The sequence below is a fragment of the Staphylococcus casei genome (assembly GCF_030294405.1).
Lineage (GTDB): Bacteria > Bacillota > Bacilli > Staphylococcales > Staphylococcaceae > Staphylococcus > Staphylococcus succinus.
Genome location: NZ_CP125718.1, coordinates 1,553,546 through 1,573,929, shown reverse-complemented (window position 1 = coordinate 1,573,929; position 20,384 = coordinate 1,553,546). Strand labels below are relative to the sequence as shown.

17 protein-coding genes are annotated in these 20,384 nt (G+C 32.1%); 13 read left to right on the top strand and 4 right to left on the bottom strand.

The window, feature by feature from the left end; genetic code table 11:
• Positions 1-1,076 precede the first annotated feature (1,076 nt).
• Entirely contained in the window at positions 1,077-2,012 is a 936-nt protein-coding gene (locus tag QMO72_RS07680; RefSeq protein WP_103267948.1) for a helix-turn-helix transcriptional regulator, read from the bottom strand.
• Positions 2,013-2,091: 79 nt separating this feature from the next.
• Between QMO72_RS07680 and QMO72_RS07675 the strand changes: the two genes are divergently transcribed.
• Entirely contained in the window at positions 2,092-2,745 is a 654-nt protein-coding gene (locus QMO72_RS07675; protein ID WP_103267947.1) for an FMN-dependent NADH-azoreductase, read from the top strand.
• 119 nt (positions 2,746-2,864) lie between these two features.
• Here the strand turns inward: QMO72_RS07675 and QMO72_RS07670 are convergent, their stop codons facing one another.
• Positions 2,865-3,395, bottom strand: coding sequence for a hypothetical protein (locus tag QMO72_RS07670; RefSeq protein ID WP_103267946.1), 531 nt, complete (start codon positions 3,393-3,395; stop codon positions 2,865-2,867).
• Positions 3,396-4,857: 1,462 nt separating this feature from the next.
• On the opposite strand from QMO72_RS07670, the gene QMO72_RS07665 reads away from it, so the two are divergent.
• The 11 genes from QMO72_RS07665 to QMO72_RS07615 all read left to right on the top strand — a co-directional run bounded on the left by QMO72_RS07665 (position 4,858) and on the right by QMO72_RS07615 (position 17,219).
• Entirely contained in the window at positions 4,858-6,264 is a 1,407-nt protein-coding gene (locus QMO72_RS07665; protein ID WP_103267945.1) for an anthranilate synthase component I, read from the top strand.
• Entirely contained in the window at positions 6,261-6,857 is a 597-nt protein-coding gene (locus tag QMO72_RS07660; protein ID WP_103267944.1) for an anthranilate synthase component II, read from the top strand. The genes QMO72_RS07665 and QMO72_RS07660 overlap by 4 nt, the downstream gene beginning before the upstream one ends.
• Positions 6,826-7,842 (top strand): anthranilate phosphoribosyltransferase, encoded by a 1,017-nt coding sequence (gene trpD / locus QMO72_RS07655; RefSeq protein ID WP_103267943.1) that lies wholly within the window; start codon positions 6,826-6,828, stop codon positions 7,840-7,842. The genes QMO72_RS07660 and trpD overlap by 32 nt, the downstream gene beginning before the upstream one ends.
• Entirely contained in the window at positions 7,826-8,608 is a 783-nt protein-coding gene (gene trpC / locus QMO72_RS07650; RefSeq protein ID WP_103267942.1) for an indole-3-glycerol phosphate synthase TrpC, read from the top strand. The genes trpD and trpC overlap by 17 nt, the downstream gene beginning before the upstream one ends.
• Positions 8,605-9,237 carry a phosphoribosylanthranilate isomerase gene (locus tag QMO72_RS07645; RefSeq protein WP_103267941.1) on the top strand — a complete coding sequence of 211 codons (633 nt, stop codon included), beginning with the start codon at positions 8,605-8,607 and terminating at the stop codon, positions 9,235-9,237. Before trpC ends, QMO72_RS07645 begins: the two co-directional genes overlap by 4 nt.
• A complete protein-coding gene (trpB, locus tag QMO72_RS07640) occupies positions 9,237-10,451 on the top strand; it encodes a tryptophan synthase subunit beta (protein ID WP_103267940.1) in 1,215 nt (404 codons plus the stop codon). The genes QMO72_RS07645 and trpB overlap by 1 nt, the downstream gene beginning before the upstream one ends.
• Positions 10,444-11,178, top strand: a complete 735-nt coding sequence (trpA, locus tag QMO72_RS07635; RefSeq protein ID WP_103267939.1) for a tryptophan synthase subunit alpha — start codon at positions 10,444-10,446, stop codon at positions 11,176-11,178. The genes trpB and trpA overlap by 8 nt, the downstream gene beginning before the upstream one ends.
• A 126-nt stretch (positions 11,179-11,304) precedes the next feature.
• A complete protein-coding gene (locus QMO72_RS07630; RefSeq protein WP_069824098.1) occupies positions 11,305-11,964 on the top strand; it encodes a type 1 glutamine amidotransferase domain-containing protein in 660 nt (219 codons plus the stop codon).
• 354 nt (positions 11,965-12,318) lie between these two features.
• Complete coding sequence (locus QMO72_RS07625) at positions 12,319-13,581, top strand: aminoacyltransferase (RefSeq protein ID WP_103267938.1); 1,263 nt, start codon at positions 12,319-12,321, stop codon at positions 13,579-13,581.
• A gap of 30 nt (positions 13,582-13,611) precedes the next feature.
• Positions 13,612-14,871 (top strand): aminoacyltransferase, encoded by a 1,260-nt coding sequence (locus QMO72_RS07620; RefSeq protein WP_103267937.1) that lies wholly within the window; start codon positions 13,612-13,614, stop codon positions 14,869-14,871.
• 1,337 nt (positions 14,872-16,208) lie between these two features.
• Positions 16,209-17,219 carry a siderophore ABC transporter substrate-binding protein gene (locus QMO72_RS07615; protein ID WP_103267204.1) on the top strand — a complete coding sequence of 337 codons (1,011 nt, stop codon included), beginning with the start codon at positions 16,209-16,211 and terminating at the stop codon, positions 17,217-17,219.
• A gap of 40 nt (positions 17,220-17,259) precedes the next feature.
• On the opposite strand, the gene QMO72_RS07610 is transcribed toward QMO72_RS07615, so the two are convergent.
• Positions 17,260-17,604 carry a hypothetical protein gene (locus QMO72_RS07610; protein ID WP_069824095.1) on the bottom strand — a complete coding sequence of 115 codons (345 nt, stop codon included), beginning with the start codon at positions 17,602-17,604 and terminating at the stop codon, positions 17,260-17,262.
• A 243-nt stretch (positions 17,605-17,847) separates the two neighbouring features.
• On the opposite strand from QMO72_RS07610, the gene pepF reads away from it, so the two are divergent.
• Entirely contained in the window at positions 17,848-19,683 is a 1,836-nt protein-coding gene (gene pepF, locus QMO72_RS07605) for an oligoendopeptidase F (RefSeq protein ID WP_103267205.1), read from the top strand.
• 47 nt (positions 19,684-19,730) lie between these two features.
• On the opposite strand, the gene phoU is transcribed toward pepF, so the two are convergent.
• Positions 19,731-20,381: a phosphate signaling complex protein PhoU gene (gene phoU, locus QMO72_RS07600; protein WP_046837461.1), complete on the bottom strand. Its 651-nt coding sequence runs from the start codon at positions 20,379-20,381 to the stop codon at positions 19,731-19,733.
• Positions 20,382-20,384 lie beyond the last annotated feature (3 nt).

Here is a 20,384-nt window from a genome sequence, read left to right as displayed (position 1 = left end):
CATGATTTATTATACTAGCAATCATAAAAAGAGTTTATTTAGGAAATCTTTTTAAAATATAATAGAACCTTTAATTGATAATAGTGCTCATATACAGTTAATGCAAAATGAGAGTGCTTATTATAAAATGAATTATACGAGAAACGGAGGAGAAAAAATTGAAAAATAAGATAGCTACAATAATAGTTGATTTAATAGTCATTATAATTTTCGCAATTATTTTATATTACAATTTTAATAGTGATTCATTTTTATCAAAAGGGATATGTATATTAGCTATTTTACATTTTGGATATTCTTTACTTAAAGAGCTTTTTAGTAAAGAATATCCAAAATGATATTTATATAAAGAGTGAAATAAAAAAGAGATTGTATAGAGGATAATAATAAAGCATATAAAAATATAGTTTGATCATAAAAATGTCTAAAGTCGTTAATGTCTTTCCAAAAAATAAAGAAGAAAATAGTGAACAAGATGTAATAATAATTAGCAATATAAATAATCTAGAAAATCCATTACAGATTTTCAAAGGAATGAGTGAACATAGGATTTTATTTATGTACTAGATAAAGCGTTCAACTTTACTCATTTAGTTCAACTAGCATGCTACAACGTTCAAGGTTGTAGTCCTTAAATAACTTTTCATGAGAATGATGAAAAATAAAATATAGGATTAAATGTTGTTAAACATAAAAATAAAAGGAATATTCCGAAAATTGAAACGTATTACAACATTTGCTTGTTTACAGCGTAGTTATTATAAGTTATTGTTAGTTAGAGTGAGGGGAATGGGTAACCTCTCCACAAAGTTTTTCAGACATTCTATTTTTGGAGACGATTATTATACATGGGTACAAATTTTTACATATGTTATAATCTAGCGTTTCCTAAGCTGTAAGGTATATACCTTACAGCTTTTTTGTATTTAATAAACGCTTTTAAAACACTAAAAACAAAATATAATATAGTGGGAAAGTCAATCTATCTACTTTTTATAACTGCAATTACATCAACGATTGTAACTTTCGTCTGCGCATCAATGCGTTCCTTCCTCAAGGGTTTACCCAATAATATATTATTTATAGGCATTTAAAATACTTTTCAATTTATTTATATAACTATTTTTAAGTTGTTCGGGATAGATGATTTTCACATGTTCACCTAATGAAATTAAATATTGAACCATATAAGCAAGTTCTTCTTTGTTATAGCCTCCAGTAATATAAGGGACATCATCAATATATGCTAATTGCATATTAGGATAATTTTTCTTTTGATATAATTCTACGCCCAAAGAGGTTAGCTGGCATCTAAAAGAGATGTTGTGGTATGTATCTTCAAAGTGAGTTTGAAACTGTTCTAACGCTCGTCTCGAATAAGGCGTAACTTCATGATTCTTGAATTTTAAAGCAGTGATATAATCACAGCGATAAGTTCCCCATTGTTCATTATTAATATCATATGCACTACAGAACCAGATACCATTTCTATAGAATAGATCATAGATTTGAATATGAGTTGTTATATTTTGATGTTGTGTATATGTTATTGAAACAACGTATTCGTTCATGATAGACATTAATATATCAGATAAAAATGGTGATTTATTAATAGGGGCTACATTATAGTAATAAATGTAATTTAAAACTTTAGAAATATCTTGTTTCTTATTAGAGGGTAAAGTGGCGAAAAGCTTTTCTTTAATTTGAGTATAAGATTTTTCAAAAGGCGTGCTGGATAATATATCTAATGCTTTAAGTGCAAAAAAGATAGCTAATATTTCATCATTGCTAAAATAAACAGGAGTTAATAAATTTTGAGTAACCAGTTTATATCCACCATAGCGGCCATTTTCAACATAAATACCTAGCCCCATTGTTTCAAGTTCTTTTATATCTCTTAGTGCAGTCCTTTTAGATATATCAAACGCGTTCATAATATCTTTTAAATGAAATGAAGATTTATCACTTAAGAAAATGAGTTCTTGATTTAATCGTTCAGATTTTTTCATAATTCCTCCTTTAATGGTGTCGTATTTAGGCACCATTGAATTTTATACTTAGTTTATCAAAGTAAGAAGGAGAATGTATATGAAAACATTAATTATTAATGCACACCCAGACTATAAAAATGAAAGTAGTTTTTCTTATAAATTACAAGCGCTATTTTTATCAAAATATAAGGCTGAATTTCCAGAAGATAAACCTGAAATATTAAACTTATACGCAATCGATTTACCTCGCATAGCTACAACAGAATTATTGCATATTTGGAATAAACAACGTAATCAAGAAATATTAAGTGAAAAAGAAAGTAAAATAGAAGTCATTACGTCGGAATTATTAACTCAGTTTAAAAATAATCACCGCATAGTAATCATTTCACCGCTGCACAATTTTAATGTAACATCTCGTTTAAAAGATTATATGGACAATATATTACTTGCACGCCAAACATTCCAATATACGAATGATGGTTCAGTTGGATTAATGACTGATAACTATAAAGCGCTATATCTACAGGCTAGTGGATCAATATATACAAACAAGGATCGCTATACTCCACTTGAATTCTCATATCAATACTTAAGAGCTATGTTTGAAGACATCATGGCCTTTGATGCATTATACGTAGCCCGTGCTCAAGGGACAGCGATATTACCAGAAGAAGAAGTTTTAGACAATGCGAAAGAAGATTTAGCAAAGGCTTTCGAAAAATTTTACGATAAGCAACTTGCTTTGTAACTTTTAATAAAAAAATTAATAAAGCTGAAATAGAGAATGGACATTTGAACTTCACTGATCGACAATAAGTTATAAAAAAGACAACCTATGAAAGGCTGTCTTTTTTTATTCTAATAAGGTTATAAACTATGCCTTTTTCTGAATTTATTAAGCATAATTATGCTGATACCTATAATTAATACAAATGCACTATACAAAGTATGATGAAAAGATGTAGATTCTCCGGCTGCTGGCAATTTGTCTTCTGAATATTTCTCAATCGTAAGTTGTTTGCCAAAGGGCGTAGTGATTTCATTATTTCCCTGTGCTAACTCATAGTCATCGAGGTTTAACGTACCAGATGTTTTAAAGTCATTAGCATCTTTATCTCCAAATAATAACTGACCATTGGATTTATTCACTTTTATAATTTTTATACCGCCCATGCCTGTAGATTGATATGTTGGAATAATATAATACGAATTTTTATCTTCCACTTCTCCTGTAGGTCTTAGTCCTTTATCTTGATAGTGAAATGTTTCAGAAACTTTCTCTATTGCATCATTTTTCAATTCAGTTTCACCCTCGACCGATGCTTCGATAGGATTATGTGTCAAAAACATTGTCGTTGCTAAAAGACTAGAACTAAGTGTAAAGATTTTTTTGTTCATAAAATAGTTACCCCTTTCTATTAATGATTTAAGTATATCATAAGTGTATAAATAAATTAATATTTATAAATACATTAACAATATTCAAAGATTAAATTTACAATATATTGTACTAAGCTATACAAATTTAAAGAAAGTAAGCAATTTAGGAAGTCAACTGCTGATGTTCTACAATGATTAGTATTGGGCTATTATACTAAAGTAGTTATGGCTATGTTAATTTAAACAATCTTATTAAATGCATTGCAAGGCATAGAAAAGCACCCCTCTAGGTAGAAAGGGATGCTCGAGAAATTATGAAATGTGTAGTATAGAAAGTTAACGCTGACAAGCAATAAGGAGTAATGTCCTTTTATGTTAGCTTGATACTGATACCTAGTACAATTTTGCTTTCGCATAATGATTAGACTGTTAACCCCAACAGTCATTAAAACCATGTGAAAGCTTAAACTTTAAGGTAAGGACAGGAACGGTTAACCTGCCCTTAAATACACCGTATCATTAATTGCTAAAAATACAATAGCGAGCTATATAATTATACATAAACTTAATAGTGTGAAATACAGAATTTACAATATCGTTTAGCGCAAATAGGTAAAAAGGGTGTGGAATTTTTGGTTTTTAACAGGTTATGCTATAACCAATACCTCGCATAAAGATGTTCACAACAAGTCGTATTTCTTATACTAAAATATCAATCACATAGTATTTCTTTAAGTACAAGTAGCGTTAACAACTTGTACTGTGAACTTAACATATCAATCATGGATCATAAGCAAGTCTTTTTATTAAATAATTGACAATGTAACTTTATATATTTTGAGGAATTTAAATTAATGCCTTAATATAATCATGTATGTTCTATTAAAAAATATTTTTCTCCTCGTCTTGCTATATAGGTGTAATGGCCTTTTTATTGCTTATCAATAAGGATATACAAATTTTGAAGTTGACAAAATCGAATTATACTTGTACTATACTAATTAATTACTTTCGCAACACAAGTTGCCATTTGGAAGATAACGTAGCATATATGTCATGTAGCAAGAAGAAAGCTAATGGTTGATGAAAATTAGCACTACATATATAGTGAATTGGGCTTTTAAATGAGATTACAATTATAAATAAAGCAATTAAAGTGAACAGAATCTGTTAACTAAGGTGGCACCACGGTAACGCGTCCTTACAGTATGCGTTATTGTGGTGTTTTTTTGTTACAAAAAATAGAAAACAAAATGAAGTAAGTGATGAATGGGTAGCAACAGAAAGTTAGTGGTCGATGAAAACTGACACCCACATCTACTGAAATTGGGTTTTGTTGGATTACAAATGAAAATGAATGAGTGAGTAGGTCAATATATCAATATGATGATATATCTACTAATTTAGGTGGTACCACGCGTCAGCGTCCTTAACAATTATTGTTATAGGATGCTGATTTTTTTATGAGGAGGAAAGTAAAATGAAAGTACAATATCAAAAGTTAAATGCAGAAGTAACGCCAGAAGCTTTAGCGAGGTTAAGAGAGCAAAAAATCGTTTTGGAAAGTTCAGATCAATCTAAACTTAAAGGTCGCTATTCAATTGTTATTTTTGACACATATGGTTCAATCACATTAGATAATGAAACCATGGTTGTGCAAACACCGAAGGAAAAGCAAGTAATCACAGAAGCGCCATACAGTAAAATAAAAAAACTCATCGACGATTATAAAGCAGAAATAGCAGACGAAGCGTTAACAGACTTACCATTTATCTCAGGTTTTGTGGGAACATGTAGCTTTGATTTAGTAAGACATGAATTTCCAATCTTAAAGGAAATTAATTTAGAAGACCATACACAACATGATGTGAAGTTTCATATGGTAGAAGATGTGTATGTCTTTGATCACTATAAAGAGCACCTTTACGTAATTGCAACAAATTTATTTTCTGGCCAGAGCGAGGATCAATTAAATGCACGTGTCAATACACGTATAGAAGAATTAAAACAAATCAATATCTATCCATCATATATAGAAAGTGAACAAAATGAAAAAGTTATTGAATCCAATATAGCACCAGAACAATTTATGGCAACAGTGAGTAAAATGAAAGCACTTATTCAACAAGGTGATATGTTCCAAGTCGTACCATCTATTATTTATAGTTATAAACATTATTTCGCTAGCCAAATACAACAATTGTCATATCAGTTATATCAAAATTTAAAAAGACAAAATCCAAGTCCGTATATGTACTATTTAAATATGGACCATCCGATTATAGTCGGAAGCTCTCCTGAAAGTTTTGTGAAAGTACAAGGTCAAACTGTAGTGACTAATCCAATAGCTGGAACAATAAAGAGAGGTAAGAACGAATCAGAAGACCGAGCAAATGAAGATAAACTAAAAAATGATGAAAAGGAACTGAGTGAACATAGTATGCTTGTTGACTTAGGTAGAAATGATATTCATAGAGTATGTGAAATCGGAACATCTACAATAGAAAAATTAATGACAATTGAACGGTATGAGCATGTGATTCATATTGTTAGTGAAGTTACAGGCAAGTTGAAAGCGAATTATTCACCGATGTCCGTTATAGCGAGTTTATTACCAACTGGCACAGTATCAGGCGCACCTAAACTCAGAGCCATTCAACGTATTTATGAAGTTCAACCCCATAAACGTGGTGTATATAGTGGCGGCATTGGATATATTAATTGTAATCACGATTTGGATTTTGCATTAGCTATACGCACAATGATGATTGATGAGACTTACATTAATGTACAAGCTGGCTGTGGTGTGGTTTACGATTCAATTCCAGAAAAAGAACTTGAAGAAACAAAGCTTAAGGCAAAAAGTTTATTGGAGGTATCACCATGATATTAATCGTCGATAATTATGATTCATTCACATATAACTTAGTAGATATGATTGCACGACAAGAAGAAGTCATTGTTAAATATCCCGACGATCCGACGATTTATAATTTAGATATAGAAGCACTTGTTATTTCTCCGGGGCCAGGTCATCCTATGGATACAACGCATCTAGAACACATCATTGAGCACTATCATCACAAACCTATATTAGGTGTATGTTTAGGATCACAAGCATTGACGTGTTATTACGGTGGCGATGTGATACAGTGTGAAAATATAAAACATGGTAAAAAAGATCAAATGAAAATTATAGATAAGACGTTGTTGTATGAAGATATTCCAGAATATTCAGAAATAATGAGATACCATTCACTTATGAGTAACCCTGATACTTTCCCTGAAAGTTTAAAAGTTACGGCGCAAACGAAAGATTGTATACAGTCTTTTGAACATAAGACAAACTTACATTTTGGTATACAATTTCATCCTGAATCGTTTGCAACAGAATATGGCACTCAGATGATTAACAATTTTTTAACATTAATGAAGGAGGTCAGAGACAATGGTACTACAAACACAGTTGAAACAACATAAACCGTTAGATCAAAAACAAATGGATGAATTTATAGACATACTCATTGCTAAAGATATAGACGATCAAATGAAAATTGAGTTGTTAGAAGTGTTTTCTGAAAAAGAAATCACCCAAGAAGAATTAACATTTATTTCTAATAGTTTGATTCGTTCGATGTATCCTCAGCAACCATATTATCCAAATAGCATGTGTGTATGTGGTACCGGAGGAGATAAATCGAATAGTTTTAATATTTCTACTACGGTTTCTTTCGTTATTGCAAGCTCTGGCGTACCTGTGGTTAAACATGGCAATAAAAGCGTTACTTCTTCATCAGGGAGTACAGACCTATTAAATGAAATGAATATTAAAACAACATCTGTGAGTGATACAGCCGAAAAATTAGATAGTAATGGCTTGGTGTTTTTAAGCGCAACTGAAACGTATCCAATTATGAAGCATATCCAACCATTAAGAAAAGCATTACGTAACCCAACCATATTCAATATTACTGGTCCAATCATCAATCCGTTTAAACTGGATTACCAAGTTATGGGTGTTTATGAAACATCGAAATTAGAAAAAATAGCACAAACATTAGGGGATTTAGGGCGTAAAAAGGCAATTGTCTTGCATGGTGCTAATGGCATGGATGAGGCGACACTATCAGGTGATAACATCATCTATGAAGTGAATGACCATGGGGAAATGAGTCATTATACGCTGAACGCTCAAGATATAGGTTTAAGTTATGCCTCTAATGATCAGCTTGTTGGAGGTACACCTCAGGAAAACTTAACCATCACCAAAAATATACTGAATGGCACAGATCACAGCGCTAAAAGAGATGTTGTAGTCTTAAATGCTGGGATTGCACTTTATGTTTCAGAACAAGTTTCAACTATTCAAGCAGGCGTCCGCAAAGCTCAAGAATTAATCAACACAGGGCAAGCTTTACAACAATACAACAAAATGGGAGGTAAGACATATGACTATATTGGATGAAATTGTGGCATATAAACAAACATTACTGGCACAAGGATATTATGAAGAAAAGTTAAAATCTTTAAATCATATAGATATATCGCATAAACCTAAATTCCAAACACTGATGGATCAATCGGATCAGTTAGCAGTCATAGCTGAAATTAAATCTAAAAGCCCATCTTTAGATCAACTACCGGGTAAAGATTTAGGACAACAAGTTCAAGATTACGAAGCTTATGGTGCGAACGCAGTTTCAATATTAACCGATGAAAAGTATTTCGGAGGTAGTTATGAACGTTTACAAAAATTAACGACTGAAACGTCGTTACCAGTATTATGTAAAGACTTTGTAGTAGATTCTATACAAATTGATGTCGCCAAAAAAGCTGGTGCTTCAATTATCTTGCTTATCGTTAATGTACTCAGTGACGAGCAATTAAGCACATTATATGATTATGCTACTGAACAAAACTTAGAAGTATTAGTCGAAGTACATGATAAAGCAGAACTTGCACGTGCATACAAACTGAACCCTCAAATCATCGGGGTAAATAATAGGGACTTAAAACGTTTTGTTACAGATGTCTTGCATACTAATGAAATATTAGAAGATAAAAAACAAGGATATTATTATATTTCAGAAAGTGGTATTCATACTAAAGAAGATGTCGAAAACATAGTTAAATCAGGCATTGATGGTCTGCTCATTGGTGAGTCCTTAATGAAATGTGATGATTTAAGTCAATTCTTACCGAGTTTAAAGTTAAATAAGGTGCAGCAATGAAACTAAAGTATTGTGGATTTCGCACACTAGAAGACGTAAAAAAAGCAAAAGACTTAAATATCGATGCTATGGGCTTTATCCATTATCCTAAAAGTAAGCGATATGTTGATATCCCAACCATTAAACACCTTACAGATATTATACCTAACGACAAAGAGAAGGTAATTATCGTTGTTAATCCTGAGTATCATACATTGATACAGTTAATAGAACAAACCACCCTCACTACCATACAATTTCATGGTAGTGAAACATTAGAATTAATTCATGCTATTAAATTATATAAACCTACAATTAAAGTGATTAAGTCATTGCCTGCAACAGATTACGAAACATTGGTGAAACAAATTAAGTATTATCAAGATAGCGTAGATCAATTTATCTTTGATACGCCATCATCTTCGTATGGTGGTACAGGTCAAACATATGACTGGGAACAGTTGAGAACCATTCAGCATATTGATTACTTAATTGCAGGTGGTATTAACTATGAACATATTAAAACGATCGAAGCATTAGATTTAGCACACAGTGGTTATGATATAGCTAGTGGTATAGAAACAAACAATGAAAAAGATAGCACTAAAATGCAATTAATTGTTGAACACGTGAAGGGAGAAAATAAATAATGATGAAAAATATACAGATAGAAACGGATGAATTTGGATTTTTTGGTGCATATGGCGGCCAATTTGTACCTGAAACGTTAATGCCAGCTGTACAAGAGTTAAAAAAAGAGTATCAAAAAGCGAAAGCAGATCCAGAATTTCAAAAAGCATTAGATGGTTATTTAAAAGATTATGTAGGTCGTGAAACACCACTTACCTATGCAGCATCGTATACTGAAAAACTTGGCGGTGCAAAAATTTATTTGAAACGTGAAGACTTAAATCACACAGGCGCACATAAGATAAACAACGCTCTAGGACAAGCATTGTTGGCTAAACGTATGGGTAAAAATAAACTTGTTGCGGAAACTGGAGCAGGACAACATGGGGTGGCTAGTGCTACTGTTGCAGCTTTATTCGATATGGAGTTAGTAGTCTTTATGGGTGAAGAAGATATTAAAAGACAATCCTTAAATGTCTTTAGAATGGAATTGTTAGGTGCAAAAGTTGAACCGGTGACTGAAGGACAAGGTACATTGTCTGATGCAGTTAATAAAGCGTTGCAATATTGGGTGAGTCATGTTGAAGATACACATTACTTATTAGGTTCTGCACTTGGCCCAGATCCATTTCCTACGATGGTTAGAGACTTTCAAAGTGTGATAGGGTCAGAAATTAAGACACAAATTGTTGAGAAAGAAGGCCGGTTACCAGACGCAATTGTTGCATGTGTAGGTGGAGGTTCCAATGCAATAGGTACATTTTATCCATTCGTTCAAGACGATGTGAAATTATATGGTGTTGAAGCTGCAGGCGAAGGCTATGATAGTGATAAGCATGCGTTAGCGATTAATAAGGGAAAAGAAGGCGTACTACATGGCACTAAAATGTATTTAATACAAGATGATGATGGTCAAATTGAGTTAGCGCATTCTATATCTGCTGGCTTAGATTATCCTGGTGTAGGACCAGAACATTCATATTACCATGATATTGGTAGAGTAAAATACGAAACTGCCAGTGACCAACAAGCGATGGATGCACTAGTTCGCTTTACAAAAGCAGAGGGGATCATACCAGCGATAGAAAGCGCGCATGCATTAAGTTATGTAGAAACATTAGCACCAACAATGGATGAAGACGCAATTTTAGTCGTCACTGTTTCCGGTCGTGGAGATAAGGATATGGAAACAATTAGAAACTATATGAGAGAAGAAGGTGAAACGCATGCGTAAATTATTTATTCCTTATGTAATGGGAAATAAAGCCTTTATAGAAAATGTGAAAACATTAAGTGATGCTGGAGCAGACATCATAGAAGTTGGGGTGCCATTTTCGGATCCAGTCGCGGATGGGCCAGTTATCATGGACGCCGGTAGCAAGGCGATAGAAGAGGGCGTTAATATTCAATATATATTAGATCAGCTAATGAAACATAAGGCATCGATATCTAGTGATTACGTCTTAATGACATATTACAATATTATTAATTTCTACGGTGAAGCAGAATTTTTAGCAGCTTGTGAAGTAGCAGGCGTGTATGGATTAATCATTCCGGATTTGCCACATGAACTCATACAACAATTAAAGGCACGGCACCCTAAGCGCAAAGTTAAGTTGATCTCATTGATTGCTATGACAACTTCGGATGAACGAATGAATGAAATTGCCAAGCATGCGGAAGGATTTATATATACGGTTACTATGAATGCAACTACAGGAGAGAATGGTAAATTTCATCCCGAGTTAAAAAATAAAATAGCACATATTAAAGCAATTGCTGATGTGCCAGTGGTCGCTGGTTTTGGTATTCGTACGCCAGAACATGTATCTGACATTATAGAAGCTTCAGATGGCGTTGTAATAGGTAGTGAAATCGTAAAACGTTTTGCCAGTGATACGCAAAAGGATACAGTCGAATACTTAAATTCAATTAGAACGGCACTTAATCAAGCAAACTAAATCAATTTTGTATGAATAAATTAGCGCATTCAGGGTATACAATGACCAGAGAATCATTAGTAAGACTTAAATGATATGTTAACTAGTCGAGTGTATTCTCTTATACTAAAAAAGAGGTGAAGGATTTTGAGTAAAAAAGTCTTATTCATACTAACAAGTAGAAATCAATATGATGATGGTACACCAACAGGATTATGGTTAGAAGAGGCAAGTGAGCCTTATAATATATTAATAAATGCAAATATTGATGTAGATATTGTTTCTATTGAGGGCGGTGAAGTGCCAGTCGATCCTAATTCTACACAAAATGGAGAATTAGAGAAATATGCTCAATTTGTCGATAGTATCAAACAAGTACCTAGTTTAGGTGAAGTCAACACTTCAGAATATGATGCGGTTTACTTACCTGGTGGACACGGAACTGTTTTTGATTATGCACATAACCAAAAATTAGCTTCAATGCTTGCGGATTTCAAATCAGAAGGTAAAATTATTTCTTCAGTTTGTCATGGGCCAAGCGCATTTGTTGGGGCAAAGGATAATGAAGGAAACTTCTTGATAAACGGTGTAACGTTAACTGCGTTTACAGATGAAGAAGAACGTGCGATGGGCTTAGAAGACAAAGTACCATTCTTAACACAATCAGAATTGGAAAATCAAGGTGCTAAATTTATTACAAAAGATAACTTTGTGGAGCATGTGGAAACTGATGGACAATTTATTACGGGTCAAAACCCACAATCAAGTGTTGCAATTGGTGAAGCATTACGCAAAGCATTAAGCTAATGATCATAAAGCCTTTAATAAAGTATTAAAAAATGCTGAAATACAAAAACTGGAAAACAATATTGTTTTCCAGTTTTTCTTCTATTATAAATAATAGTCAAGCGATATAGAGTTAATAAGAATCACGCATTACCTCATATATACTAAAATTTAACATTATTTTTAGTGGCTTATTCTTTGCTAATACGAAAGTAATGATATAATAAAGAAATACATAAAGTTCATGACAACCTGTGTTTTTCATGGGTGATGTATGTGCTATTGATTTAGTTTTATAAACGATTATTGTATAATAATTAAGATTGAAGTTTAAAGCTCGAGTTAAAGAACTATAGACAATTAGGAGTATATAAAATGAAATTTACGAATTTAACTGCAAAAGAGTTTGGGACATTTACAGACAAAATGCCAAATAGCCATTTCACGCAAATGGTGGGGAATTATGAATTAAAAATTGCAGAGAGTACAGAAACACATTTAGTAGGTATAAAAAATAATGACAACGAAGTCATTGCCGCATGTTTATTAACTGCAGTTCCAGTTATGAAATTCTTTAAATATTTTTACACAAACCGTGGACCGGTTATTGATTTTGAAAATAAAGAACTTGTGCATTACTTCTTTAATGAGTTATCTAAATATGTTAAAAAACATAACGCCTTATATTTAAGGGTAGATCCATACTTAGCATATCAATATCGTAATCATGATGGAGAAGTGTTAGAAAATGCAGGACATGACTGGATTTTCGACAAAATGAAGCATTTAGGATATAAGCATCAAGGATTTTTAACAGGTTTCGACCCTGTGATTCAAATCAGATATCATTCAGTATTAGATTTAGCGGGGAAAGAGGCTAAAGACGTTTTAGCAGGTATGGACAGTTTACGTAAGCGCAACACGAAAAAAGTACAAAAAAATGGGGTTAAAGTAAGATTCTTAGAAGAAGATGAATTGTCGATTTTCCGTTCATTTATGGAAGATACTTCTGAAACAAAAGACTTTGATGATAGAGATGACCGTTTCTATTACCATAGACTAAGATACTATAAAAATCGTGTTTTAGTACCATTAGCTTATATGGATTTCAATGAGTATATAGAAGAGTTAAAAGCAGAGCGAGAAGTACTCAGCAAAGATATTAATAAAGCGATTAAAGATATTGAAAAGAGACCAGAAAATAAAAAATCTTACAATAAAAAAGATAACTTAGAACAACAATTAATCGCAAATCAACAAAAAATTGATGAAGCAAAAGCATTACAACAAGAACATGGCGACGAATTACCAATTTCAGCTGCTTATTTCATTGTTAATCCTTATGAAGTTGTATATTATGCAGGCGGGACATCGAATGAATTTAGACATTTTGCCGGTAGTTATGCAATACAGTGGACTATGATCAATTATGCTTTGGACAATAATATTGATAGATATAATTTCTATGGTATCAGTGGTGATTTTACAGAGGACGCAGAAGACGCAGGTGTAGTTAAGTTCAAAAAAGGATTTAATGCTGATGTCGTTGAATATGTTGGTGATTTTATTAAGCCGATTAATAGACCAATGTACAAAATCTATACGACTTTAAAAAAATTAAAAGAGAAAAAGAAATAAACATAAATAATAGAAGGGAACTAAGCTAGAATGAAATTTACAGAGTTAACTGTCAAAGAGTATGACAATTTTGTACAGAATCCAGCATTAGAAAGTCATTACTTTCAAGTAAAAGAAAATATTGCGACAAGAGAAGAAGATGGATTTCAAGTTGTTTTATTAGGCTTAAAAGATGACGATAATCAAGTTATTGCTGCTAGTCTTTTCTCTAAAATCCCGACAATGGGAAGCTATGTTTATTATTCAAATCGTGGACCAGTCATGGACTATAACGATCTAGGTTTAGTGGATTTCTATTTACGTGAATTAGATACTTATCTACAACAGCATAATTGTTTATATGTCAAAATGGATCCGTACTGGATTTATCAAATTTACGATAAGGACATCAATCCATTTCCAGACCATGACAAAAATGATGCACTAGTTAATCTATTCAAATCACATGGTTACACACATCATGGTTTTACAACTGAATATGATACCTCAAGCCAAGTAAGATGGATGGGTGTATTAAACCTAGAAAAAGAAACGCCTACATCTATTAAAAAACAATTTGATAGCCAACGTAAACGTAATATTAACAAAGCAATTAATTTTGGGGTTAAAGTAAGACTGCTAACTAGGGAAGAGTTTGGCATATTCTTAGAATTGTATCGCGAAACAGAAGAACGTACAGGTTTTGTATCAAAAACTGACGACTATTTCTATAATTTTATCGACAATTATGGGGAAAAAGCCTTAATACCTTTGGCGTATATAGACTTAGATGAGTATATCAATAACACTCAAGATGCTATTTATGAAAAAGAGGCGCGTCGCGATAAAATGATGCAAAATGAAAATAAATCAGAGAAACAATTGAAAAAAATTGCTGAACTGGATAAACAAATAGAGCATGATAAAAAAGAGCTATTACAAGCTAGTGAATTAAGACAAACAGATGGTTCAATATTGAATTTAGCGGCAGGGGTATACTTTGCAAATGCATACGAAGTAAATTACTTCTCCGGTGGTTCTTCCGAGAAATATAATCAATATATGGGACCTTATATGATGCATTGGTATATGATGAACTATTGTTTTGATCATGGTTATGCACGATATAACTTCTACGGTTTATCAGGTGACTTCACTGAAAACAGTGAAGATTACGGTGTGTATCGTTTTAAACGTGGATTTAACGTTCAAATAGAGGAGCTTATTGGCGATTTCTATAAACCAATTAAGAAAACAAAATATTGGTTATTCAATACACTCAATAATATTAGAAAAAAAGTTAAAAAATAGCAAAAAAAGAAAGCACGCTGATGATAGTAATCGTTAGGTGCTTTCTTTATTAATGTGGAACTTAATTCTTAGGTGTTGATTCTAGTTGTGTTCCACAAATATAAGTATAGCATAGGCTTAACTTATTGCAACGGTGCTATATTATGAAATTTTTATAGTAAAAAATATTATTATAATTTGAGAGTTTTAAATAAATTTTTATGGAATTACAATAAAAAAACGCTCTGACAAATACTACCAAATACTATAGAGCGTTTTTTTAAAACATAAATATAGGTGTCTATATTTATGTTATGTAACCCCTATATAGTACTTTAACAGTTCAAAATAAAAAATAAGGTAAGGTAAGATCTATACAATAAATAAGTTGAAATAGTAATAAAAACGTTATTTCTCAGTGATCAAGCCCGTTAAAATATGTTTTAACGGGCTTGATCACAGTGTTGAGCTTCTTTAAAGTCACAATAACAGCAATTTCGGGATTGTAAGTTATCGTTGTACTATTAGCATAAAAGCTAACAATCAGAGTATTAATCTTTAAGAATAATTAAACACTTTAAATCATTCTTAAAGATTAATACTGATATTTTCTTTATTATGCATTTTTACGTTATATACTTATGATGACTATAACTATGTTATGTAACTTCTATATATAATAACTTAATAATAAACCCTTTAGTTAAGGACAGTGATTTTCGGTGCAATGTGTTATTTTCACAGTTAGTAAGCGCTATGTCGCTCAATTGAACGCTGAGATTTGGATTTGTGAGCATCTAAAAGTATCTTTGGTTGATGAGTGTATGCATATTGGAATCACATTTGTATCTGTTGAGTTAAGCATTTAGCTTTATAGGTAAATTACTTATGTATTGGTTTTATATAGTTATAGTTTAAGTGCGTCAATTCATAATAGATAATAATTACGAATAGATTGATGAAATATTGTTAATTAGAGATGTTATAGCATTGTATATTTAAAATTTCATTTTAGTTTACATAATATATATTATAGGAAGTTATGTGTGTATTGGAAAAGTGCACTGCGATCTCATTATTTTAGCAACCTACTTCATAAATTAAAAAACATTATGCACGTATTGTTTCTAGCTAGTTTGGTATAAACTATATATGTATATGTTCAGGTCAATACATATACATATAAGTTCTATATGATGTGCTATTATATACAACTATCGTTATACATATATAGATGCTTTGTATATTTTATAATTACAGAACTATTTATATATGTAGTATTTGAAATAACTAAAATACCTAATTGATAACTTTTATCAGTTAGTATATAATTAAATCTCACTATAAGGAGGATTTAAATGAAAAGATTATTGCTATTTATATTAACTTTGTCTGTAGTATTGGCAGCTTGTAATACTGAGTCAAACAAAACAACTAAACACGATACGGTCAAGATTACACATACATATGAGTTTAAAGATAAAAATAAAGATCATAATAAAGGACAAATAAAAAAAGAAACGATAAATGTGCCTAAAAATCCTAAGCGTGTTGTTGTTATGGATTATGGTGCTTTAGATGTTATGAAAGCACTTAAACTTCAAAATCGTATAGTTGCAGTTGCTAAAGGGCAAGGCGCATCTTTTTTACCACAAAGCTTAAAAGAATTTAAGAATACTAAGTATGATAATCTTGGTAATCCTGGACAGCCAGACTATAATCAATTAGCTAAAGCGAAGCCAGATGTGATTTTTGCATCATTTAGGCAAGCGCATACTAAAACACTTGATGAAATGAAAAAAGCTGCACCAGATGCTAAAATCGTTTTTGTTAGCCCTAATAATGATGATTATATAGATTCTATTAAGAAAAACACTAATAATATCGGACATATATTCGGTAAAGAAAAAGAAGCACAAAAGTTAACAGCACGTTTAGATCATAAGGTTAAACAAACTAAAAAAGTAATTAATGAAGACGCTGCTTTATTTTTAAACGTTGATGATAAAGGGATTAAATCGTATGGTTCTTCGGGGAGGTTTGGTGGTTTCCTAAATAAAGATCTCGGTATTCAACATGCTGATAGCAAAATGAAAGCCAATTCAAGTGGCATACTAATATCAAATGAGTATTTAGAAAAAGTGAATCCTGATAAATTATTTGTAATTAATCGCACAACAGATTCTAACAAGCAACAAAATCACATACCACAGGCTTTGAATAATCCTGTGATTAAAAATGTTAATGCTATAAAAAACAAGGATGTCACGCCTTTTGAAGCTAATGCATGGTTCTTCGGTGAAGGTGGTATTGATTTAACGATTAAGCAATTGGATCAAATTCAACACGCATATACTTCGGATAAATAAACACTAAAAAGAACTGCTGATTTTGTATCAGCAGTTCTTTTTAGTGTTTATAATGTTCTATTTCTTCTTTTGGGATCCCCCCACGTTTACGAATTTCTTTATTTAGCTTCTTCTCTCTTCTTTTGCGTCTCCAATTACGTGTGAAATACCAAATTAAGAAACTTATAATTAAGCTTAAAACGGCCATAAATGCTGCAAAACCTAATAAAGGTTCATAAGTTATATCTTCAAAGTTAGGTATTAAGAACGCAGCTATAGCAAGTACAATAAAAGTAATTATTGCTGGAGTAAACCATTTAGTTAAAATAAGATTATAAAACATAGTTAACAAAATTACAGCAACTATAGTAATCCATAAAAAATTAGGCATATCAAATATTGTCATTTATAGTGCTCCTTATTTTATATTATCGAAACTTTAATTGTATTACTTTCATATTACTATAAAAATATATTAAAAGCTTCCGTCTTCAGTAGTATGATTTCACATTAGAACAATAGCGAGTACACGTCAATATGATTTAACGCCTTCCCCCACTTACACTTATAAAACGTTCGATTGTATTTTATAAGTGATCTTCCTGTATAATCAGAGATGTATACACTACAAATGTACAGGAGTGAAGATATGACGAAATCATTACCGCTAAGAAATGACGTTCCTATAGACGTTCCTATAAATGAAACGTGGGATATTACCGCGTTATTTGATTCAGATGAATCCTTTTATAAGCATTTAGACGAAGTTTTAACTAAGGCAAAAGCATTTAATTTACAATATAATCATAAATTGAATGATATTACTATAATTGAAGAAATGTTAAGTACGTATTCCGAAATATTAATTCAATTAGATCGCATGGCCAATTATGCAGAATTACGCTTAAGCGTTGATACAGCAAATACCGATGCTCAAACTTTAAGTGCGAAATTATCTACGACTTATGGCAAAATCGCAAGTGAGTTATCATTTGTTGAATCAGGCATATTAGCACTTTCTGACGAGTTATTCGAGGCATTAATTGAACAGTCTAACTACCCTCATTATCTAACTAAGCTAAAGGAAAAAAAGAAATATCAACTATCACCAGAAGTTGAAAAAGTTTTAGCTAGTTTATCCCCTACCTTTGAAAGCCCATATGAGTTGTATGGTACTACAAAAATGTTAGATATTGACTTTGAGTCTTTCGAATACCATGGCCAAATGTTCCCGCTAGATTATGCTACATTTGAAAATGAATATGAAGATAATGCAAATGTAGCATTCCGAAGAAAAAGTTTTCGATATTTTAGTGATGCGTTAAGTAAATATCAGCATACCACTGCAGCTACCTATAATATGCAAGTACAACAAGAAAAAATTGAAGCAAATTTAAGAGGCTATGACTCTGTAATAGATTATCTCTTGCAGGAACAAGAAGTCACACGAGACATGTTTGATCGTCAAATTGATGTAATCATGAGTGATTTAGCCCCTATTATGCAAAAATACGCAAAGCTCATTCAACGTGTACACGGACTTGATGTCATGAATTTCGAAGATTTAAAAGTCTCAATTGATCCAGGTTATGAACCTGAAATTTCTATTGATGAATCCAAAGAATATATCTATGGTGCATTGAATGTATTAGGTAAAGATTATATCCAAATGGTTGAAAAAGCTTATACAGATAGATGGATTGATTTTGCTCAAAATAAAGGTAAAGAAACAGGTGCATACTGTGCTAGTCCTTATGCAACTCACTCTTATATATTTATTTCATGGACTGGAAAAATGGCTGAAACATTTGTCTTAGCACATGAATTAGGTCATGCAGGACATTTTACTTTAGCTCAAACGCATCAAAATTATTTAGAATCTGAGGCTTCCATGTATTTTGTAGAAGCACCTTCAACGATGAATGAAATGTTAATGGCGAATTACTTATTTGAACATAGTAAAGATACTCATTTTAAACGTTGGGTAATAGGATCGATTGTTTCTAGGACTTATTATCATAATATGGTAACCCACTTATTAGAAGCAGCATACCAGCGTGAAGTATATACAAAAGTAGATAATGGTGAGTCCCTTACAGCACCAGTACTTAATCAGATTATGCGTGATGTGTATGGTCAATTCTTTGGAGATAGCGTTAAACTTACAGATGGTGCTGAATTAACATGGATGCGCCAACCACACTACTATATGGGGCTGTATTCGTACACGTATTCAGCCGGATTAACGATAGGTACTGTTATGTCACAACGCATCAAAGATGAAGGCCAGCCAGCCGTAGACGCTTGGTTAGATGTCTTGAAAGCAGGTGGTAGTCAATCTCCGGTTGAACTAGCAGCTATTGCAGGCATAGATATTCGTACGGATCAGCCACTCAAAGCAACAATTGGTTATATTGGTAAGCTTGTGGAGGAATTAGAACAACTAACTGATGAAATTGAAGCTAAACATAATAAAGCACCCTGACTTATCGTTCTCTAAGTCAGGGTGCTTTATTATGTTTAGGCTTTGTTTTATTTATCATAGGATTCGTAACGATTACCCGTAATAAAGTAATAAATATTTTCAGCCACGTTAGTGATATGATCACCTATACGTTCCAATTGTCTAGCAGCCAAATGTGCTTGTCCTGCCACAAAAGGATCGTTATCAATGAGATAAGTAGTATTGACAATGTTTTTATATAAATCATCAATATCTCTATCTCGTGCAATGATTTCTTTTATTAATGTTATATCGTTATCATTTATGGCATCATTTAAATCTTTAAGCATTAAAAGTGCAAGTTTCCCCATTGTATTAAGTCTTGTAAGTACGTATTGATCGATGATTTTAGCGCGCAATCTAATCTCAGCTAGATTCGCTGCATTATCACCAATACGTTCTAGATCTGAAGCTATTTTCAATGCAGCCATCATTAAACGTAAGTCAGTAGCGATAGGCTGCTGTTTAGTAATAAGCATAATCACTTTTTCGTTGATTTGAGTTTCCATTTCATTGATTTCTTTATCTTTAGCAATTGTTTCACGTGCATAATTTCGATCTTCTTCACTTAACGAGGTTAAAGCATATTCAATATGATAATATACTTGAAGACCAAGTCGACGTAAATCTTTAATCAGTCCGTCTAGTTGGCCTTCGTATTTTTGTCTAATGATTGTCATTAG